Annotated in this window: 17 protein-coding genes; 11 read left to right on the plus strand and 6 right to left on the minus strand. The window is 68.7% G+C overall.

The genetic code is table 11. The annotated features are described in order from the left end of the window. Positions 1-273: 273 nt before the first annotated feature. On the minus strand, positions 274-2,502 hold the full coding sequence (locus GV001_RS07525; protein ID WP_160079021.1) for a patatin-like phospholipase family protein: 2,229 nt from the start codon (positions 2,500-2,502) through the stop codon (positions 274-276). 28 nt (positions 2,503-2,530) lie between these two features. Next, complete coding sequence (locus GV001_RS07530; protein WP_160079022.1) at positions 2,531-3,517, minus strand: DUF4105 domain-containing protein; 987 nt, start codon at positions 3,515-3,517, stop codon at positions 2,531-2,533. A gap of 233 nt (positions 3,518-3,750) precedes the next feature. Here GV001_RS07530 and GV001_RS07535 point away from each other — a divergent pair, with 233 nt between their 5' ends. Further along, positions 3,751-5,757, plus strand: a complete 2,007-nt coding sequence (locus GV001_RS07535; protein ID WP_160079023.1) for a U32 family peptidase — start codon at positions 3,751-3,753, stop codon at positions 5,755-5,757. 170 nt (positions 5,758-5,927) lie between these two features. After that, positions 5,928-7,175: an acyl-CoA dehydrogenase family protein gene (locus GV001_RS07540; protein ID WP_160079024.1), complete on the plus strand. Its 1,248-nt coding sequence runs from the start codon at positions 5,928-5,930 to the stop codon at positions 7,173-7,175. A 56-nt stretch (positions 7,176-7,231) separates the two neighbouring features. Here the strand turns inward: GV001_RS07540 and GV001_RS07545 are convergent, their stop codons facing one another. The 3 genes from GV001_RS07545 to ytfE form a co-directional block, all read right to left on the minus strand. Further along, positions 7,232-7,579, minus strand: coding sequence for a hypothetical protein (locus GV001_RS07545; protein WP_160079025.1), 348 nt, complete (start codon positions 7,577-7,579; stop codon positions 7,232-7,234). A 186-nt stretch (positions 7,580-7,765) separates the two neighbouring features. Then, positions 7,766-10,042, minus strand: coding sequence for a nitric-oxide reductase large subunit (locus tag GV001_RS07550; RefSeq protein WP_160079026.1), 2,277 nt, complete (start codon positions 10,040-10,042; stop codon positions 7,766-7,768). Beyond that, positions 10,035-10,718: an iron-sulfur cluster repair protein YtfE gene (gene ytfE / locus GV001_RS07555; protein WP_160079027.1), complete on the minus strand. Its 684-nt coding sequence runs from the start codon at positions 10,716-10,718 to the stop codon at positions 10,035-10,037. The genes GV001_RS07550 and ytfE overlap by 8 nt, the downstream gene beginning before the upstream one ends. A gap of 137 nt (positions 10,719-10,855) precedes the next feature. Here ytfE and norR point away from each other — a divergent pair, with 137 nt between their 5' ends. The 4 genes from norR to moaE all read left to right on the plus strand — a co-directional run bounded on the left by norR (position 10,856) and on the right by moaE (position 13,721). After that, entirely contained in the window at positions 10,856-12,385 is a 1,530-nt protein-coding gene (gene norR, locus GV001_RS07560; protein ID WP_160079028.1) for a nitric oxide reductase transcriptional regulator NorR, read from the plus strand. A gap of 17 nt (positions 12,386-12,402) precedes the next feature. After that, positions 12,403-12,870 (plus strand): cyclic pyranopterin monophosphate synthase MoaC, encoded by a 468-nt coding sequence (gene moaC / locus GV001_RS07565; protein ID WP_160079029.1) that lies wholly within the window; start codon positions 12,403-12,405, stop codon positions 12,868-12,870. 151 nt (positions 12,871-13,021) lie between these two features. After that, entirely contained in the window at positions 13,022-13,270 is a 249-nt protein-coding gene (moaD, locus tag GV001_RS07570) for a molybdopterin converting factor subunit 1 (RefSeq protein ID WP_160079030.1), read from the plus strand. A gap of 1 nt (position 13,271) precedes the next feature. Then, positions 13,272-13,721: a molybdopterin synthase catalytic subunit MoaE gene (gene moaE / locus GV001_RS07575; protein WP_160079031.1), complete on the plus strand. Its 450-nt coding sequence runs from the start codon at positions 13,272-13,274 to the stop codon at positions 13,719-13,721. Between the two features lie 6 nt (positions 13,722-13,727). On the opposite strand, the gene GV001_RS07580 is transcribed toward moaE, so the two are convergent. After that, the gene (locus GV001_RS07580; RefSeq protein WP_160079032.1) at positions 13,728-13,940 is read right to left on the minus strand and encodes a DUF3079 domain-containing protein; all 213 of its coding nucleotides are present in this window, start codon (positions 13,938-13,940) and stop codon (positions 13,728-13,730) included. 202 nt (positions 13,941-14,142) lie between these two features. Between GV001_RS07580 and moaB the strand changes: the two genes are divergently transcribed. From moaB to GV001_RS07605, 5 genes are all read left to right on the plus strand, one after another. Next, positions 14,143-14,697, plus strand: coding sequence for a molybdenum cofactor biosynthesis protein B (moaB, locus tag GV001_RS07585; RefSeq protein ID WP_160079033.1), 555 nt, complete (start codon positions 14,143-14,145; stop codon positions 14,695-14,697). Continuing rightward, complete coding sequence (glp, locus tag GV001_RS07590; RefSeq protein WP_160079034.1) at positions 14,694-15,932, plus strand: gephyrin-like molybdotransferase Glp; 1,239 nt, start codon at positions 14,694-14,696, stop codon at positions 15,930-15,932. The genes moaB and glp overlap by 4 nt, the downstream gene beginning before the upstream one ends. Before the next feature lie 79 nt (positions 15,933-16,011). Then, positions 16,012-17,007, plus strand: a complete 996-nt coding sequence (locus GV001_RS07595; RefSeq protein WP_160079035.1) for a peptidase U32 family protein — start codon at positions 16,012-16,014, stop codon at positions 17,005-17,007. A gap of 7 nt (positions 17,008-17,014) precedes the next feature. Further along, complete coding sequence (locus tag GV001_RS07600; RefSeq protein WP_160079036.1) at positions 17,015-17,905, plus strand: U32 family peptidase; 891 nt, start codon at positions 17,015-17,017, stop codon at positions 17,903-17,905. After that, positions 17,899-18,408, plus strand: a complete 510-nt coding sequence (locus tag GV001_RS07605; protein WP_160079037.1) for an SCP2 domain-containing protein — start codon at positions 17,899-17,901, stop codon at positions 18,406-18,408. Before GV001_RS07600 ends, GV001_RS07605 begins: the two co-directional genes overlap by 7 nt. The last annotated feature ends 158 nt before the right edge of the window (positions 18,409-18,566 follow it).

Consider the following 18,566-nt stretch of genomic DNA (forward strand, 5'->3'; position numbering starts at 1 on the left):
TGCCGCGAGTGGCGGCTGCGACTCTTTCACACCGGTACAACCGCGCTACCCGGAGCGGGAGTGGGAGGCAAACTATTTGCTGCCGCAGCTGCTGCCCGGAGCGGAGTACCCGGCATACCCCACGCAGCCCGCGCTCCCGAGCCGGCTGAGCCGCTTGCTCAGTGGCTTGTGGGGGTTATACACGGGCTCCCACCTGCCCGGTCGACGGGTTACGGACACCTTGCATTAGCCGTATCACCGGTCATTTGCCGCACCCGCGCCGTTCGCAAGCCATCAGAACGGCCGCCCCAGGTAGAAGTACAGGCTGCTGTTGCCGTCGTCGGCGCGGCCGTAGCCCAGGTAGAGCGGGCCGATCGGACTGTCGGTGCCGATGAACAGGCTGTTGGAGAGTATCCAGTCGTCGCTGTTGCTCTTCACCAGCGGTTCGCCCATGCGCCCGACTTCCATGGAAATACCGCCGTAGGCGCCTTCCAGCAGGGTGCCACGCATGATGCGGTGGTAGTACAGGACGCGGCCGAACTGCAGGTTCTCGCCGAGCAGCTGGCCGGGGGCGTAGCCGGACTGGCGCAGGAAGCCGCCCCACTGGAAGTTCTCGTAGCTGGGCAGCGGCTCGTCGCCCAGCTTGTCGGCGGCGAACAGGGCGAAGTTGAAGGTGTGCGGCCCGAAGGAGATGGCCGAGGTCAGCTCGCCCGACCACTTGCTGTATTCCTCTTCCGCACCGAGCGCCTGCTGCGAATCGAAGACGCTCAACTGGCTGCGCCAGCCGGAGCGGGGGAAGTTGGCGCTGTCGATCTGGTCCAGGCGCAGGCGGGCGGTGAGGGCGCCGGCCTGCAGGCGCTTGTCTAGCGGCTCGAGATAGTCGGGGCCGCTGTCCAGGCTAGGGCTGACCTGGCCGGTGACCAGGCCCAGACGCAGTTCGCCGTAGCGGTTGAACTGGCTGCCGACGTCGACGCCGGCCAGGGTCGAGAACATGTCGTAGGTGCCGATGCGCCGGTCATCGTCGTAGAGGTCGGCGCTGCGCTGGGTGATGGCCAGGTGCGGGGCGAAGAACAGCGGGCTGCCGGCGCTCAGCGGCTGGTACCACTCGCTCTGCCAGCTGGTGGTCTGGCCGATCTGTATATCGTTGCGCCACTCCGCGCCGCGGTCGTTGAGCCAGGTCTGGCGGTGGCTGCCGAGCAGGTTGAAGGAGGAGTCACCATCGAAGTCGCTGGACAGGCCCAGGCCGAAGCGCAGGTAGTCCGGGCCCCAGGTCTTCTCGACGGCGTCGATGGCCAGCACGCGCTTGCCGTCCTCTTCCAGCACCCGGTAGCTGACATGCTCGAAGTCGCCGGTGCCGTACAGGCGGCGCATGTCCTTGTCGAGCACGGCCTGGTCGACCGGCTTGCCCACCTGGGTGTCGACCAGGCCGACCAGGGCCTCGGGGTTGACCCGCTGCAGGTTGTCGAAGCGGATCTGCTCGACCACCAGTTGCTCGGGTTTGCCCTGGTGGGTCTGCTGCTGGCGCAGGGCGGCGTATTCGGCGGGCGGCAGCGCGAGCTGGCGCAGGCGCTGCTCCATCTTGCGGGTGGCGGCCTCGCCGAGCGGGGCGATCTGCGGCAGGGCGTCGAAGTCGCCGGTGGAATAGTCGCCCAGCTCCGGGGAGATCAGGATGTCCTGCGGCTGCAGGCTGGCCAGGGAGGCCTGCACGTTCTGTTCGGTGAGGATGCTGAGCATCTGCCCGGAAACGCCGAGGATGCCGTTGAGCTGCTCGCGCTTGAGCAGCGGGGTGCCGACGTTGACTGCGATGATCACGTCGGCGCCCATCTGGCGCGCCGTCTCGACCGGCAGGTTGCTGGTCAGCATGCCGTCGACCAGCAGCATGCCGTTGAAGTCGGCCGGGGCCACGGCGCCCGGCACCGACATGCTGGCGCGCATCACGTTGGCCAGCTCGCCTTCCTCGAAGACCACGGCCTGGCCGGTGACCAGATCGGTGGCCACCGCGCGGTAGGGAATCGGCAGGCGGTCGAACTGCTGGTAGCCCTTGGTCTTGCTCAGCTGGCGCAGCACGGTCTCCAGCTGCACGCCGGTGACTATGCCCTTGCCCAGCTTGACCTCGCCCTTGTGCAGGCCGACTTCGGGGGTGAACAGGATGTCGTAGTCGTCCTCCTTGCGGCGCATGGCCAGTTCCTGGCGCGGCGGCTCCTCCTTGAACAGCAGCTCGGTGGAGATGCTGCTGAGGATCACGTCCATCTCCGGGAGGGTGGTGCCGGTGGCGTAGGCCGCGCCCACCAGCGAGCCCATGCTGGTGCCGGCGATGCAGTGCACCGGCACGCGGTATTCCTCCAGCACCCTGAGCACGCCGACATGGGCCGCGCCACGGGCGCCGCCGCCGGACAGCACCAGGCAGATGCGCGGGCGTTTCGTGGGTTCCTCGGCAGATGGGCTGTTCACCGCCGCCTGGGCGGGGGGCAGGACGGCGCTGGCAAGCAGTAGCGAGGCGAGGAAGCGAGGCATGGAGGTCATGGATGGCCTTGGCACTGTGGGCTGGTGGTCAGGGTTGGCGGATCAGGCGCGAGAACTCCGGTGAGTCCCCGGCGGCCTGGGCCTTGGTGTTGATCAGGGCGTCCCGTTGCAGGTCGGCGAAGGGCCGCTCGCTGCCGGCCAGGCGGCCTTGCTGATAGAGGTATTCGGGCAGATAGCCGCTGGCCAGCAGCTTCCAGCTGAACGGCAGGTGCCGTTCGTTGACCTGGCTGCTCATCCAGATGCTGGTGGTGCAGTTGGTGGTCAGGGTGTTGTAGAACTCGGGGCGCTGGTGCAGCTGGTTGATCCGCTCGACATAGGCCATGAACAGACGCCGGGCGTTCTCCAGCGGGCCTTGCAGGCGGTACAGGTGGACCTGCTCGGGCGGGTTGTCGCGGTGGTTGGTGCGCAGGCCGATGACGTCGCGCTCGTCGGCCACCACGTAGTACAGCTCGTACTGGCGGAAGAAACCCTTGATGGTCGAGTAGCTTTCGCCGACTTCCTTGCGGGTTTCGATGGACACGGCCACGTGCTGGCCATCGGCGAAGGCGAAGCTGAGGAATATATGGGCGATCGACGGGCCCATCCAGTAGGTGGCGATCAGGTCGACGCCGACCAGCTCGTCGAGGTTGACCTGCTTGTCGTAGTACGCGGGGCTGTAGTCGAACTCGCTGCGGTACTGGAAGTTGCGCACGTTGTGCAGGGTGATGCGGTTGCCCTCGACGGTGGCCGAGGGCAGCACCGCCACATCGCCTTGCCACTGGCGCTCGTTGGACGGCGCCAGCGACTGCCACCACAGCAGCCAGGCACCGGCCACGACCAGCAGCAGGCCGGTGGCCAGGGCGCGGCCAGGGCGCCGCCACAGGCGGGAGATGGCGAACAGGGTCGGCAGTGCCATACCGGCAGCCAGCGCCTGGCCCAGGCTGCCCTGGGGGCCGGCGATCAGCAGCGCGGCGGCGCCCCAGGCCGTCAGGCAGAGCAGGGCGAGGGCCAGGAGGATCTTTGCGAATGTCTGCATGGTGGGCGCAATCTGCACAGGGGAACTGCCATCCATATACCAGAATAACCCACATGCTATGCAGGTCTAATCGGCTGTTCGACCCCGGCCGGCATTTCGCGCAGGTGAACGCCTTTGCGTTCTGCCGGCAGCGCTTGCGTACCCGGTTGTCATCTGGGCGCGGAATCCGCCGGCTTTCGCGCTAAAATGGCCGGCTATTCCGTGACCACCCAGCGCGAAGCCGAATCCAGACCATGTCCCTGCCCAAGCACCACCTCGAACTGTTGAGCCCGGCGCGCGATGCCGCCATCGCCAAGGAGGCCATCCTGCATGGCGCCGACGCCGTGTATATCGGCGGCCCCAGCTTCGGCGCGCGGCACAACGCGAGCAACAGCGTGGCGGACATTGCCGCTCTGGTGGAATTCGCCCGCCTGTTCCATGCCAAGGTGTTCGTCACCATCAACACCATCCTGCATGATGACGAAGTGGAGCCGGCGCGCCAGCTGATCCACCAGCTCTACGACGCCGGCGTGGATGCGCTGATCGTGCAGGACATGGGCGTGATGGAAATGGACATCCCGCCGATCGAGCTGCATGCCAGCACCCAGTGCGATATCCGCACTTTGGACAAGGCCAAATTCCTATCCCAGGCCGGCTTCTCGCAGATCGTCCTGGCGCGCGAGCTGAACCTGGAGCAGATCCGCGCGATCAGCGACAGCGTCGATGCCGCCGTCGAGTTCTTCATCCACGGTGCGCTGTGCGTGGCCTTCTCCGGCCAGTGCAACATCTCCCACGCGCAGACCGGGCGCAGCGCCAACCGCGGCGACTGCTCGCAGGCCTGCCGCCTGCCCTACACCCTCAAGGATGATCAGGGCCGCGTGGTGGCCTACGACAAGCACCTGCTGTCGATGAAGGACAACAACCAGACCGCCAACCTGATCCACCTGGTCGATGCCGGCGTGCGCTCGTTCAAGATCGAGGGCCGCTACAAGGACATGAGCTACGTGAAGAACATCACCGCTCATTACCGCCAGGAGCTGGATGCCATCCTCACCCAGCGCCCGGAACTGGCGCGCAGCTCCAGCGGCCGCACCGAGCACTTCTTCACCCCGGACACGGAAAAGACCTTCCACCGCGGCAGCACCGACTACTTCGTCACCGACCGCAAGATCGACATCGGCGCCTTCGAGTCGCCCAAGTTCGTCGGCCTGCCGGTGGGTGAAGTGCTCAAGGTCGGCAAGCACGACCTGACCGTGCAGACCTCCGAGAAGCTCAACAATGGCGACGGCCTCAACGTGCTGATCAAGCGCGAAGTGGTGGGCTTCCGCGCCAACACCGTGGAGCAGCTGGCCCAGGTCGAGGAGGAAGGCAGCACGCAGTGGCAGTACCGCGTGGTGCCCAACGAGATGCCAGCCGAGCTTAAACAACTGCGCCCGCACCAGGTACTCAACCGCAACCTCGACCACAACTGGCAGCAGGCGCTGCTCAAGACCTCGTCCGAGCGCCGCGTGGCGGTGAGCTGGCAGGCCGAGCTGCGCGAAGCCGAGCTGCGCCTGACGGTGACCAGTGAGGACGGCAGCCGCGCCAGCGTCAGCCTGAGCGGCCCGTTCGGCCCGGCCAAGGATGCCGAGCAGGCCCGCGCGCAGCTGGCCGACACCCTGAGCAAGCTGGGCACCACCATCTACTACGTCAGCGACGTGCAGATCGACGCGCCGCAGGCCCTGTTCGTGCCCAACTCGCAGCTCAAGGCCCTGCGCCGCGAGGCCGTCGAGGCGCTGACCGCCGCCCGCGTGGCCGCTCACCCGCGCGGCAGCCGCAAGCCGGTCAGCGTGCCGCCGCCGGTGTACCCGGAGTCGCACCTGACCTTCCTCGCCAACGTCTACAACGAGAAGGCCCGCGCCTTCTACCAGCGCTTCGGCGTGCAGCTGATCGATGCGGCCTACGAGGCCCACGAGGAAAGCGGCGAAGTTCCGGTAATGATCACCAAGCACTGCCTGCGCTTCTCCTTCAACCTGTGCCCTAAGCAGGCCAAGGGCGTCACCGGCGTACGCACCAAGGTGGCGGACATGCAGCTGATCCATCAGGACGAGGTGCTGACCCTGAAGTTCGACTGCAAGCCGTGCGAGATGCACATCATCGGCAAGATGAAGGGCCACATCCTGCATCAGCCGCAGCCGGGCAGCAGTGCCAGCATGGTCGGCTACATCAGCCCCGAAGACCTGCTCAAGACCATCAAGCGCAAGCCGGCCGGCGGCCACTGAGCCGCGCCCCTCGGCGGCGGCCGCGCCTGGCGCGGCCTGCAGCCGGCACCATGATGGCGGTCAAGAAGGCGCGGCGCTGATGGTCGTCCATCGGCGCCGGCCAACATGCTTCTGTCGCTCGCGCCATCGGCCTAGTTTTCCAGTCCTGACCCGAAACAGAGGACTGCATCATGGACTTCGCCTTCAGCCCCCGAGTAGACAGCCTGCGCCGGCAACTGCGCGATTTCATCGACCAGCATGTGCTGCCGCGACATGCCCAGTGGCAGGCCGAGGTGCGCGCCGGGCAGTTGCCGGTGTCGTTCATGGCCGACCTGCAGGCGCTGGCGCGCAGCGAGGGTTTGTGGAACCTGTTCCTGCCGGGGCTGCAGGCCGACGAGCCGGGCACTCGGCTGAGCAACCTGGACTATGCGCCGCTGGCGGAAATCATGGGCGCCATCCCCTGGGCGTCCGAGGTGTTCAACTGCAGCGCGCCGGATACCGGCAACATCGAGCTGCTGCACCTGTTCGCCAGCCCGGCGCAGCGCCGGCGCTGGCTCGACCCCCTGCTCGACGGCCGCATCCGCTCGGCCTTCGCCATGAGCGAGCCGGACGTGGCCTCCGCGGACGCCAGCAATATCCAGACCCTGATCCGCCGCGAGGGCGAGCATTACGTGGTCAACGGGCGCAAGTGGTTCATCACCAATGCGACGCACCCCGACTGCAAGCTGCTGATCGTGATGGGCAAGACCGACCCGGATGGCGCCGCCCATCGCCAGCAGAGCATGCTCCTGGTGCCGTTCGACACGCCCGGCGTGCAGGTGCTGCGCAATATCCCGGTGCTCAACCATGTCTCGCCGGAAGGCCATGCGGAAATCCTCCTGCGCGATGTGCGGGTGCCGCTCGACCATCTGCTCGGCGCCGAAGGCGATGGCTTCATGATGGCCCAGGCGCGTCTGGGGCCGGGGCGGGTGCACCACTGCATGCGCGCCATCGGCATGGCCGAGCTGGCCTTGCAGCTGCTGCTGGAGCGCTGCCAGGAGCGCAAGCTGTTCGGTCGCCACCTGGCGCAGTACGCCAATATCGGCGACTGGATTGGCGAGTCGCGCCTCGACATCGAACAGGCGCGCCTGCTGGTGCTGAAGACCGCCTGGATGCTCGATGCGGTGGGGGCCAGGGCGGCGCGCAGGGAGATCGCCATGATCAAGGCGGCGGTGCCGCGCATGCTGTGCCGGGTGGTCGACCGCGCCATGCAGGTGTTCGGCGCCATGGGCCTGAGCCCGGACACGCCGCTGGCGGATTTCTACACCCTGGGCCGGGCGCTGCGCTTCGCCGACGGGCCGGATGAAGTGCACCTGCGCAGCCTGGCGCACTGGGAGCTGAGCGAAAGCGCCGAACGGCGTGGCCATACGGCGGCCTACCTGACACCTTTTCTCGGTTGAAAGCATAAGGCCCGCATTGCGGGCCTTATGGGTTGAGGGGGAGGGCGCTGCGCGGGCTAGAAGATCGACGGCAGCGGCGTAACGACGGCATTCAGGTGGCTGAGGAACAGGAAGCCGGACACCAGCACCGCATTGATCGACCAGGCCACCGTGAGGTAGCGGGCGATCTGCCCGTACATCGGCTCGCCGACATTCTGCGCATTGCGCCACACGGCGTTGAGCACGAAGGCGGTATAGGCGACGAAACTCAGCAACATCAGGCCGAACAGCGCGGTATCGACCGTGTTGAAGGCGATCATGATCAGGCCGAACAGCACATGGCTGACCACCACACCGTAGAGCCAGAACACCACCCACAGCGGCGTGCTGCCCGGTTCATTCAAGATCTGCTGGAGCTTGCTCATATCACCTCCCGGGGCTGCTGGCGGCCCGTTTATCCTTGGGGCGCTGCCGCAGGCGGCAGCGGGGCGTGGTTCATGCACGCACGCCGAGGCGTGGTGCATGGAAAGTGGCCTGTGTGGCTAGGCATGAATTAACCGTACAGGCCACTAGAGCGTAGCGCGCTTTGCCGATTTGCTCCTGCGCGCCTCCTAGCGGCTGCGTTGTGCCAGCACATCGTCCAGCGCCGCCGGCTCCCGGGCGCCGAACAGCACGCCGTAGATCACCTGCCAGGCCATGGCCAGGGCGCCGATGATGAACACCACGTCGCCGAAGGTGCGCACCCAGCGCAGCGTCTGCATCAGGTCCTGCTGCATGAAGGCCTCGCTGCGGGCGTACCACAGGCCCTGGCTGGCGCTGGCGTGGAACTGCATGATGGCAATCGGCAGCAGGCTGGTGGCGATCATCAGCACCAGGCCGCCGTTGAGCCACCAGAAGGCGGTCTTCATCAGGCTCTCGTTGAACTGCAGCTGCGGGCGGATGTAGCGCAGCACCAGCAGGGTGAAGCCCAGGGCGAGGAAGCCGTAGACCCCGAACAGTGCAGCATGCGCATGTACCGGCGTGGTGTTGAGGCCCTGCACGTAGTACAGCGAGATCGGCGGGTTGATCATGAAGCCGAACACCCCGGCGCCGAGCATGTTCCAGAAGGCCACGGCGACGAAGCACATCAGCGGCCACTTGACCCGTTCCATCCACAGCGCGCGGCTCTTCAGCCGCCAGTTCTCCCAGGCCTCGTAGCCGAGCACGATCAGCGGCACCACTTCCAGGGCGCTGAAGGTGGCGCCGACCGCCATCACCGGGGTGGTGGTGCCGGCGAAGTACAGGTGGTGGAAGGTGCCAGGTACGCCGCCGAGCATGAACAGCGAGGCCGAAGCCAGGCTGGCGGTGGTGGCCATGCGCTTGGACACCAGGCCCATGCTGGAGAAGATGAAGGCCAGCGCGGTGGTGGCGAAGACCTCGAAGAAGCCTTCCACCCACAGGTGCACCACCCACCAGCGCCAGTACTCCATCACCGACAGGTGGGTGCGCTCGCCGTAGGCGAAGCCGGCGCCGTAGAACAGGCCGATGGCGATCACCGAGGCCGACAGCAGGGCCAGCAGGTTCTTGTCACCGGGCTGGCGGAAGGCCGGCAGGATGCCGCGCAGCATCAGCAGCAGCCAGAAGGCCACGCCGCTGAACTTGCCGATCTGCCACAGGCGACCGAGGTCGACGTATTCGTAGCCCTGGTGGCCGAGCCAGAAGTTCCATTCCGGCGGCATGATCTGGGCGATGGCCAGGTAGTTGCCGACGAAGGAGCCGACCACCACCACGACCAGGGCCCAGAACAGCACATCGACGCCGAGTTTCTGGAATTTCGGGTCCTTGCCGCCGTTGATGATCGGCGCGAGGAACAGCCCGGCGGCGAGGAAGCCGGTGGCGATCCAGAACAGCGCGCTCTGGATATGCCAGGTGCGCATCAGCGAGTAGGGGAACCACTGCGACAGCGGGATGCCGTAGAAGTCCTGGCCCTCCACGGTGTAGTGCGCGGTGACGCCACCGATCATCACCTGGAAGCCGAACAGCGCGACGACCAGGAACAGGTACTTGCCTAGCGCCTTCTGCGACGGGGTCAGCGCCACCAGGCTCAGTGGATCGTGCAGCGGCGCGGCGGGTTCGTCCTCTTCGTGGTCGCGCAGGAAGGCCCAGGCCCAGACCAGGAAGCCGATCCCGGCGATCAGCAGGATCACGCTGACGATCGACCACATCAGGTTTTCCGCGGTCGGCTTGTTGTCGATCAGCGGTTCGTGCGGCCAGTTGTTGGTGTAGGTGGCTTCATGCCCGGGCCGCTCGGTGGCGGCCACCCAGGCGGTCCAGAAGAAGAAGCGGGTCAGCTGCTCGCGCCGCGCCGCATCGGGCAGGGTGCCTTCCTTCATGGCGAAGCTCTTGCGGCTGCCCTGCAGGGCCGGGTCGCTGCCGAACAGCGCGTCGTAGTAGGCGGCGGTCTGCTGCATGGCGGCCAGGCGGCGCGGGCTCAGCACCAGCACGCCGTCGGCCACCTGGTTGCCGCGGTACTCGCGCTTGAGCTGCTGGCGCAGCAGGGCCTGATGGTCTTCGTCCACCTCGGCATAGGGCCGCTGGAAGCCGTCCTGGGCGGCCAGGTCGAGCCAGGCCGTCAGTTCGCGGTGCAGCCAGTCGGCAGTCCAGTCCGGCGCCTGGTAGGCACCATGGCCCCAGATCGAACCCAGCTGCATGCCGCCGACGCTCTGCCAGGCGGTCTGCCCGTCGAGAATCTGTTCGCCGGTGAACAGCAGGGTGCCATCGGCGCTCTGCACCTGGCTGGGGATGGGCGGAGCCTGGCGGTAGACCTCGCGGCCGAACCAGCCGAGCAGGCAGAAGGTGATGCCGAGTACGCCGATCAGCAGCCACCAGAGTTTGCGGTACTCACCCATTTTGGGCCTCCTCGCCGAGGGCACGGGGGAACAGCAGGTTGTTTTCCAGGTGGATGTGCTGCATCAGGTCGATGCGCAGCTCGTCGAGCCCGCGGTACAGCGCGCGCCAGGTGTTGCAGGCGGCGGCCGGCGGCTGCATGTCGTCGGTCAGTTCGATCAGCTGCTCGAGCGCGTCGCCGTGCTGTTCGTGCTCGTAGCGCATCACCGAGATCGGCCCGCCGGCCATCACGCCGCCGCCGCGGTTGATCATCGGGAAGAGGATCTGCTCCTCCTTCTGCATGTGGCTTTCCAGCTCCTGCTGCATGGCGATCAGCAGGTCGGTGAGGCCGCGCGGGCATTCCGCGCGGCTGCCGTGGACCTGCTCGACCCGTGCCGCCAGGCGGATCAGCTCCGGCAGTTGCTGGCGATGGACCTCGTGGTAGCGCTGCAGCAGATGTTCGATCAGGCGTTCGGCCGAGGCCTTGCGCCAGTCCGCTTCCAGCGCGTCGTCCGGGTTGAGGGCGAGCAGGCGTTCCTGCACCGCCAGGGCGTCGATGCCGCGCTCCAGCGCCGCCTGGCGCAGGGACTTCTGCCCGCCGCAGCAGAAGTCCAGGTGGAAGGCGTGGAATACCCGGGTGGCGCCGGGGATGTTGCATGCCAGATTGCCGAGGGTGTGATCGAGCAGTTGAGTGGCCATGGAGGTCTCCGTATCAGGCTAAGTCTCGAATGCTCTATCGCAAGCACCGTGCCGGGTTCGGACTTGACGGAAATCAAGGGCTTGCGCCCCGGTGAGGTCTAATCTACCCGGGAATTTCAAGGTGCCAGGTACCCGAAATGGTAGATTTGACCCCGTTGCAGAACGTGTTGCTGGCCGACCTGGCCGGCGAGTTGCCGACCGCCGTGCGCCTGCAGCGCCTGGTGGTCAGCCTGCGTGAGGCCTTCGCCTGCAGCGCCGTGGTGCTGCTGCGCCTGGATGGCGAGAGCCTGCGCCCGCAGGCCGCCGTCGGCCTGGCCCACGAGGTGCTCGGCCGCAGCTTCGCCCTGGCCCGCCACCCGCGTCTGGCGCAGATCCTGGCGCAGCGCGAGCCGCTGCAGTTCGCCGCCGACAGCGAGCTGCCCGACCCCTACGACGGCCTGCTCGAAGACAGCCCCGACGAGCCGCTGCCGGTGCACGACTGCATGGGCATGAGCCTGTACCTGGACGGCGCCCTGTGGGGCGCGGTGACCTTCGACGCGCTCAGCCCCGGCAGCTTCGACCAGCACGCCCGCCAGCGCCTGCAGCGCTATGCCCTGCTGATCGAGGCGGGGCTGCGGGTCAGCCGCCTGGAAGGCGAGGTGCGCAGCCTGCGCCTGGCGCGGCGCGAGTCGGTCGAGGATGGCGACCAGCGCGAGTCGACGATCCTCGGCGGCAGCCCGGTGCTGCGCGAGCTGCTCGACGAGCTCGGCGTGGTCGCCGACTCCGACCTGCCGGTGCTGCTGCAGGGCGAAACCGGAGTGGGCAAGGAGCTGTTCGCCCGCTGGCTGCACGCCCATTCGCCGCGGGCGCGCAAGCCGCTGGTCTACGTCAACTGTGCGGCGCTGCCCGAAACCCTGGCCGAGAGCGAACTGTTCGGCCACACCAAGGGCGCCTTCTCCGGCGCCGGCCAGGACCGCCCCGGGCGCTTCGAGGCGGCCAATGGCGGCACCCTGTTTCTCGACGAGATCGGCGAGCTGCCGCTGTCGATCCAGGCCAAGCTGCTGCGCGCCCTGCAGAACGGCGAGATCCAGCGCCTGGGCGCCGACCAGCCGCGGCATGTCGATGTGCGGGTGATCGCGGCGACCAACCGGCGCCTGTGGGAAGAGGTGCGCGAGGGGCGTTTCCGCGCCGACCTGTATCACCGCCTGTCGGTCTACCCGGTGCATATCCCGCCGCTGCGCGAGCGCGGCCGCGATGTGCTGGTGCTGGCCGGGCACTTCCTCGAACTCAACCGCGCGCGCCTCGGCCTGCGCTGCCTGCGCCTGTCCAGCGATGCCGAACGGGCGCTGCTGGCCTATGCCTGGCCGGGCAATGTGCGCGAGCTGGAACACGTCATCAGCCGGGCGGCCCTCAAGGTGCTCAGCCAGGCGGAATCACGCACCGGGCTGCTCAGCATCGAGGCGCCCTGGCTGGGCCTGGACGCCACCCCGGCGGCGCTGCACAAGGCCCAGCCGGCCCTGGCGCCACCGCCGGTCGAGGCGATGCAGGCGGCGGTGGAACGCTGCCAGCGCGAACTGATCGAAGCCGCCCTGGCCCGCCGCCAGGGCAAGTGGGCGGCCACCGCCCGCGACCTGCAGATGGACCCGAGCAACCTGCGCAAGCTGGCGCGCCGACTGAACCTGATCTGAACCATGAGGAAACCGCAATGCTGACCCATCTCGATGCCCAGGGGCGCGCCACCATGGTCGACGTCACCGACAAGCCGCCGACCACCCGCGAGGCCGTGGCCGAAGCCCGGGTGCGCATGCTGCCCGCCACCCTGCAGATGATCGTGGCCGGCGGCCACCCCAAGGGCGACGTGTTCGCCGTGGCGCGCATCGCCGGCATCCAGGCGGCGAAGAAAACCTCGGACCTGATCCCGCTGTGCCATCCGTTAATGCTCACCAGCGTCAAGGTCGAGCTGGAACCTTGCGGCGAGGACGGTGTGCGCATCCAGGCGCGCTGCAAGCTGGCCGGGCAGACCGGGGTGGAGATGGAGGCACTGACCGCCGCCAGCGTCGCCGCGCTGACCCTCTACGACATGTGCAAGGCGGTGGACCGCGGCATGCTCATCGAATCGGTGCGCCTGCTGCAGAAGAGCGGCGGGGCGTCCGGAGATTTCCGCGCCCCTTGAGTCTGGTCAAGGCGCCGCGTGCGCAAGCTGTTGGGATAGCCCGGTCGGCGCAACGCGGCCGCGTCCGGGCGCGCCGAGCGCATTCATTAGCCGAAACAGGCCTCGGGCCGGCGCCGTATGCGCCGGGTTCCGAGCGCAAGGAGAGAGTTCCATGCTGACCATTCATTACTTCGCCGGCTACCGCGAGCAGCTCGGCCTGGACCGCGAGCAGCTGGCCTGGCAGCCCGCGCTGGCGACCGTCGGCGCGCTGCGCCAGCTGCTGGTGGAGCGCGGCGGCAACTGGAGCGAGTTGGCCGCGCGCAACCTGATGTGCGCGCGCAACCAGGAGCTGTGCAGCCCCGCCGAAGCGCTGGTCGACGGCGACGAAGTGGCGTTCTTCCCGCCCGTGACCGGAGGTTGAGATGAGCGTCAGTGTGCAGACCGCACCCTTCGACAGCGGCGCCCTGCTCGATGCCCTGCACGGGCAGAACCCGGGCGTCGGCGCGCTGGTCAGCTTCGTCGGCCATGTGCGCGACTTCAATGCCGGCCAGGACGTGCACGGGCTGTTTCTCGAACACTACCCGGGCATGACCGAGAAGGCCCTGGCCGCCATCGAGGCCGAGGCCTGCCAGCGCTGGCCGCTGCTGGCGGTGAGCATCGTGCACCGGGTCGGCGAGCTGGCGCCGAGCGCGCCGATCGTCTTCGTCGGCGTGGCCAGCGCCCATCGCCAGGCGGCCTTCGACGCCTGCGCCTTCATCATGGACTACCTGAAGACCCGCGCGCCGTTCTGGAAGAAGGAACTCGGCGACCAGGGCAGCCAGTGGGTGGCCGCCCGTGACAGCGACCAGCAGGCCGCGCAGCGCTGGGTATAGTGCGGCTCAGTCCGCCTGGTCTGCGGCGCCGGCCGGCTCGGCCGGCGGCTCGATGCCCCAGTCGCCGAACAGGTACCAGTCCTCGCCGAGCATCTCCAGCGGGTGCATGGTGCGGTCGGCGCCATTGCCGCAGGCCAGCGAGCCGCTCGGGCAATAGCGGTCGCAGCCCCAGCAGATGCGCTCGGGGTGCTTGGGCTGCAGGGGGAATTTCTTGCTCATGGCGCCACCTGGATCGGGCTCTAGGCCGTTGTCGCCAGGCTAGTCGCGCCGGATCGCGGCAGCCTTGATCCTGGTCAAGGGCCGGGCATTGATCCCGGTCAAGGGCACGGCGTGCTACCCCGGGTGATACCTCCAACGGGGAATGGGCGCCGGTCAGGTGGGGGCGCAGGCTGCGCGCAGATATCTTGCGGAGATTTGCAGCATGGCCCACTTGTCCAGCGTCGAATTCCAGTCACTGCGCATCGCAGTGCTCACCGTCAGCGACACGCGCAACGTGCTCACCGACAGCTCCGGGCAGACCCTGATCGATGGCCTGGAGGCGGCCGGGCATGCGCTGTACGAGCGCGCCATCGTCCCCGACGACATCTGGCAGATCCGCGCGCGCCTGTGCGCCTGGGTCGCCGACCCGCTGGTGCAGGCGGTGCTGATCACCGGCGGCACCGGCTTCACCGCGCGGGACAACACGCCGCAGGCGGTGGCGCCGCTGCTGGACAAGCAGGTCGACGGCTTCGGCGAGCTGTTCCGCCAGGTGTCCCTGGCGGAGATCGGCACCTCCACCGTGCAGTCGCGCGCCCTGGCCGGCATCAGCAACGGCACCCTGGTGTGCTGCATGCCCGGCTCGCCGGGCGCCTGCCGCACCGCCTGGAGCAAGATCCTGGTCGAACAGCTGGACAGCCGCACCCGCCCGTGCAACTTCGTGCCGCACCTCAAGCAGCTGCCGGAGCAACCGGTGGCGGCCTGCGGAGCCCGCTCGTGAGCGCCTGTGGCTGCGATGGCCACGGCCATGCGCTGCGCCCGGTCGACCAGGCGATCGCCGAACTGCTGCAGCGCGTACCGCCGGCCCCGCTGGCCGAGTGGGTGGCGCTGAGCGAGGCCGGCGGCCGCGTGCTGGCCGAGCCGGTGCATGCGCTGTGGCCGATGCCGGCCTGGGACAACAGCGCCATGGACGGCTACGCCCTGTGCGCCGCGGACCTGCCGGCCGCGGGCGGCTGGCTGCCGCTGGCCGGGCGCATCGCCGCCGGCGACGCGGCCCTGGAGCCGCTGCCGGGCGGGCATGCGGTGCGCATCTTCACCGGCGCGCCGCTGCCGCCGGGGGCCGACAGCGTGGTGGCGCAGGAGCAGGCGCGCGAGGAGGGCGACGCGGTGCACCTGCCGCCGGTGCTGGCCGGCGCCCATGTGCGCCGGCGCGGCGAGGAGTTCGACGCCGGCAGCTGCGTGCTCGATGCCGGCGTGCGCCTGCGTCCGCAGGAGCTGGGCCTGCTGGCCAGCCTGGGCATCGCCGAGGTGGCCGTGCACCGGCGCCTGCGCGTCGGCCTGCTGAGCAGCGGCAACGAGCTGCGCGAACCGGGCGAGCCGCTGCAGCCCGGGCAGATCTACAACGCCAACCGCTACAGCATCGGCGGCGTGCTGCGCAGCCTGGGCTGCGAGGTGGACGACTGCGCGATCCTGGTCGACGAGCTGGCGGCCAGCCGCGACGCCCTGAGCCTGGCCGCCTCGGAGTGGGATGTGCTGATCACCTCCGGCGGCGTCTCGGTGGGCGAGGAAGACCACCTCAAGCAGGCCGTGCGCGAGCTGGGCGAGCTGCACCTGTGGCGCCTGGCGATCCAGCCGGGCAAGCCGCTGGCCTTCGGTCACGTCTGCGGCACGCCGTGGATCGGCCTGCCGGGCAACCCGGCGGCGGCGCTGATCACCGCCCTGGTGGTGGCGCGGCCGTTCCTCCTGCGCGCCCAGGGTTGCCGCGAGGTGCTGCCGCAGCCGCTGCAGGTCCCCGCCGGCTTCGCCTGGAACAAGCGCAACGCGCGCCGTCAGTACCTGCGTGCGCGCCTGCAGATGGTCGACGGCCAGTTATGCGCGGTGGCGCATCCCAAGCAGGGCTCGGCCATGCTCACCGCCGCCTGCTGGGCCGACGGCCTGGCCATCGTCGACTGCGAGCGGACCCTGGTGGCCGGCGAGCCGGTCGACTTCCTGCCGTTCAGCGCGCTGCTCGACTGACACGGCTTGACCATGGTCAAGGCGTGCGCCGGGCAGCGCCCTAGAGTGGCGCCACGCATTCCGAGCAAGGGGTTTTCGCATGCATCTGGTGTGTCCGGCGGGCAGTCTGCCCGCCCTCAAGGCGGCGCTGCAGCAAGGCGCGGACGCCATCTACGTGGGCTTTCGCGATGACACCAACGCCCGTCACTTCGCCGGCCTCAACCTCGACGAGAAGCAGCTGGACGGCGGCCTGCAGCTGATCCGCCAGCGCGGCAAGCAGCTCTATGTGGCGGTCAATACCTACGCCCAGCCGCAGGGCTGGGCGCGCTGGCAGCGCGCGGTCGACCAGGCCGCCGACCTCGGCGTGGATGCGCTGATCGCCGCCGACCCCGGCGTGCTGGCCTATGCCAGCCGGCGCTACCCCGACCTCAACCTGCACCTGTCGGTGCAGGGCTCGGCGACCAACGCGGCGGCGCTGGCCTTCTACCAGCAGCGCTACAACATCCGTCGCGCCGTGTTGCCGCGGGTGCTGTCGCTGGCCCAGGTGCGCCAGGTGGCGGAGCGCAGCACGGTGCCGCTGGAGGTGTTCGCCTTCGGCAGCCTGTGCATCATGGCCGAGGGCCGCTGCCACCTGTCGTCCTACGTCACCGGCGAGTCGCCGAACCTGTGCGGGGTCTGCTCGCCGGCCAAGGCGGTGCGCTGGCAGGAAGACGCCGAGGGGCTCAGCTCGCGCCTGGGCGGGGTGCTGATCGACCGCTATGGCCCCGAGGAGTCGGCCGGCTACCCGACCCTGTGCAAGGGCCGCTTTCTGGTCAACGGCCAACGCTTCCATGCCCTGGAGGAGCCGACCAGCCTGAACACCCTGGACCTGATCCCGCAGCTGGCCGAGATCGGCATCGCCGCGGTGAAGATCGAGGGCCGCCAGCGCAGCCCGGCCTATGTCGAGCAGGTCACCCGCGTGTGGCGCGCCGCGCTGGATGCGCATGCCCGCGCGCCGGCCCAGTTCAGCGTGCTGCCGCAGTGGCGCAGCGCCCTGGACGGGCTCTCCGAAGGCAGCCAGAGCACCCTCGGCGCCTACCATAGATCCTGGCAGTGAGGCCGTTATGAAACTGAGTCTGGGGCCGGTTCTGTTCTACTGGCAGCGCGACAAACTGCTGGATTTCTATGCCGAGATGGCCGACCAGCCGCTCGACATCATCTACCTGGGCGAGACCGTCTGCTCCAAGCGCCGCGCCCTGTCGCTCGACGACTGGCTAGGGCTGGCCCGTGAGCTGCGCGAATGCACGCGCGCCGAGCTGGTGCTGTCCGGCCTGGCGCTGATCGAGGCGGCTTCCGAGTTGTCCAGCCTCAAGCGCCTGTGCGGCAATGGCGAGCTGCTGGTCGAGGCCAACGACATGGGCGCCGTGCAGCTGCTGCGCGAGCAGGGCCTGGACTTCGTCGCCGGCCCCGCGCTCAACCTGTACAACGCCCAGGCTCTGGCCGAACTGCAGGACTGCGGGCTGCGCCGCTGGGTGCCGCCGGTGGAATGCTCGGCGGCGCTGCTGCGCGATTGCCTGGGCCAGCTCGATGCCCTCGGCCGGCCGCGGCCGGAAGTCGAGCTGTTCGCCTACGGCCACCTGCCGCTGGCCTATTCGGCGCGCTGCTTCACCGCCCGCGCGGAAAACCGGCCCAAGGACGACTGCCAGTTCTGCTGCATCAACTACCCCGAAGGCATTCCCCTGCTCAGCCAGGAGGGCGAGGCGCTGTTCACCCTCAACGGCATCCAGACCCTCTCGGCGCGGGTCAACAACCTGCTGGCCGACTACCGCGAGGTGCAGCGCAGCGGCGTCGACTGCCTGCGCCTGAGTCCGCGGGCCGAAGGCATGCCGGCGGTGATCGGCGACTACCATGCGGTGCGCCAGGGCGCCTTGCCGCCGCTGCTGGCCCAGGGCTGCAACGGTTACTGGCATGGCCGCCCGGGCATGCTCAGCGTAGAGGAGGCCGGCCTGTGCTGAACCTGACCCAGTTGGCGTTGCGCAGTGCCGACCCGCTGCTCGGGCTGGCCCGCCATGTGCCCTTCACCCTGCAGCGCTGGGTGCTCGAGGCCGTGGTGGCGCGGCTGTTTGCCGAGCCGGTGGAGGAGGGCGCCTTCGATCTGCTGCAAGGGCGCTGGCTGCGCCTGGAGGTCAGCGACCTGCAGCTGGCCTGGTGCCTGACCCGTGAGCGGCGCGGCCTGCGCATGGCGGCGCGGGCGCCGGTGGACGTGTGCATCCGCGGCAACTGGCGCGAGTTCGTGCTGCTGGCCAGCCGCCAGGAAGACCCGGATACCCTGTTCTTCCGCCGGCGCCTGGTCATCGAAGGCGATACCGAACTGGGCCTGGCGATGAAGAACCTGATCGACAGCCTCGACCCCGAGCAGTTGCCGCCGCGCCTGTGGCGCTCGCTGTGCCGGGTCGGCGAGGTGCTGCGCGAGGACCTGGCGCAACGCCAATCGACAGCGGCCGGCAGCGCCGGCTGAGCACCCGTCCACGATCCCGCGAGCTAGAGCCGGTTCCAACCCGGCATGGCTGCCGCGCAACTGATCGTAGGCGGGGGCTGAGAGCAGGGCAGACGGCAGCCGGCCTGGTGTTTGGCCGGTTTTTTGCTGTACTGCAATTCGTTGGTGCCGCCGGCTAC

Source organism: Pseudomonas sp. 8AS (genome assembly GCF_902506505.1).
GTDB lineage: Bacteria > Pseudomonadota > Gammaproteobacteria > Pseudomonadales > Pseudomonadaceae > Aquipseudomonas.

What these genes read in the sequence shown, in the direction of transcription:
- norR (WP_160079028.1), top strand. Translation starts at nt 10,856, where the DNA reads ATGGTAGATTTGACCCCGTTGCAGAACGTGTTGCTGGCCGACCTGGCC.
- moaD (WP_160079030.1), top strand. Translation starts at nt 13,022, where the DNA reads ATGCTGACCATTCATTACTTCGCCGGCTACCGCGAGCAGCTCGGCCTG.
- moaB (WP_160079033.1), top strand. Translation starts at nt 14,143, where the DNA reads ATGGCCCACTTGTCCAGCGTCGAATTCCAGTCACTGCGCATCGCAGTG.
- moaE (WP_160079031.1), top strand. Translation starts at nt 13,272, where the DNA reads ATGAGCGTCAGTGTGCAGACCGCACCCTTCGACAGCGGCGCCCTGCTC.
- GV001_RS07545 (WP_160079025.1), bottom strand. Translation starts at nt 7,579, where the DNA reads ATGAGCAAGCTCCAGCAGATCTTGAATGAACCGGGCAGCACGCCGCTG.
- GV001_RS07595 (WP_160079035.1), top strand. Translation starts at nt 16,012, where the DNA reads ATGCATCTGGTGTGTCCGGCGGGCAGTCTGCCCGCCCTCAAGGCGGCG.
- GV001_RS07580 (WP_160079032.1), bottom strand. Translation starts at nt 13,940, where the DNA reads ATGAGCAAGAAATTCCCCCTGCAGCCCAAGCACCCCGAGCGCATCTGC.
- GV001_RS07535 (WP_160079023.1), top strand. Translation starts at nt 3,751, where the DNA reads ATGTCCCTGCCCAAGCACCACCTCGAACTGTTGAGCCCGGCGCGCGAT.
- GV001_RS07525 (WP_160079021.1), bottom strand. Translation starts at nt 2,502, where the DNA reads ATGACCTCCATGCCTCGCTTCCTCGCCTCGCTACTGCTTGCCAGCGCC.
- GV001_RS07550 (WP_160079026.1), bottom strand. Translation starts at nt 10,042, where the DNA reads ATGGGTGAGTACCGCAAACTCTGGTGGCTGCTGATCGGCGTACTCGGC.
- GV001_RS07540 (WP_160079024.1), top strand. Translation starts at nt 5,928, where the DNA reads ATGGACTTCGCCTTCAGCCCCCGAGTAGACAGCCTGCGCCGGCAACTG.
- GV001_RS07530 (WP_160079022.1), bottom strand. Translation starts at nt 3,517, where the DNA reads ATGCAGACATTCGCAAAGATCCTCCTGGCCCTCGCCCTGCTCTGCCTG.
- ytfE (WP_160079027.1), bottom strand. Translation starts at nt 10,718, where the DNA reads ATGGCCACTCAACTGCTCGATCACACCCTCGGCAATCTGGCATGCAAC.
- GV001_RS07600 (WP_160079036.1), top strand. Translation starts at nt 17,015, where the DNA reads ATGAAACTGAGTCTGGGGCCGGTTCTGTTCTACTGGCAGCGCGACAAA.
- moaC (WP_160079029.1), top strand. Translation starts at nt 12,403, where the DNA reads ATGCTGACCCATCTCGATGCCCAGGGGCGCGCCACCATGGTCGACGTC.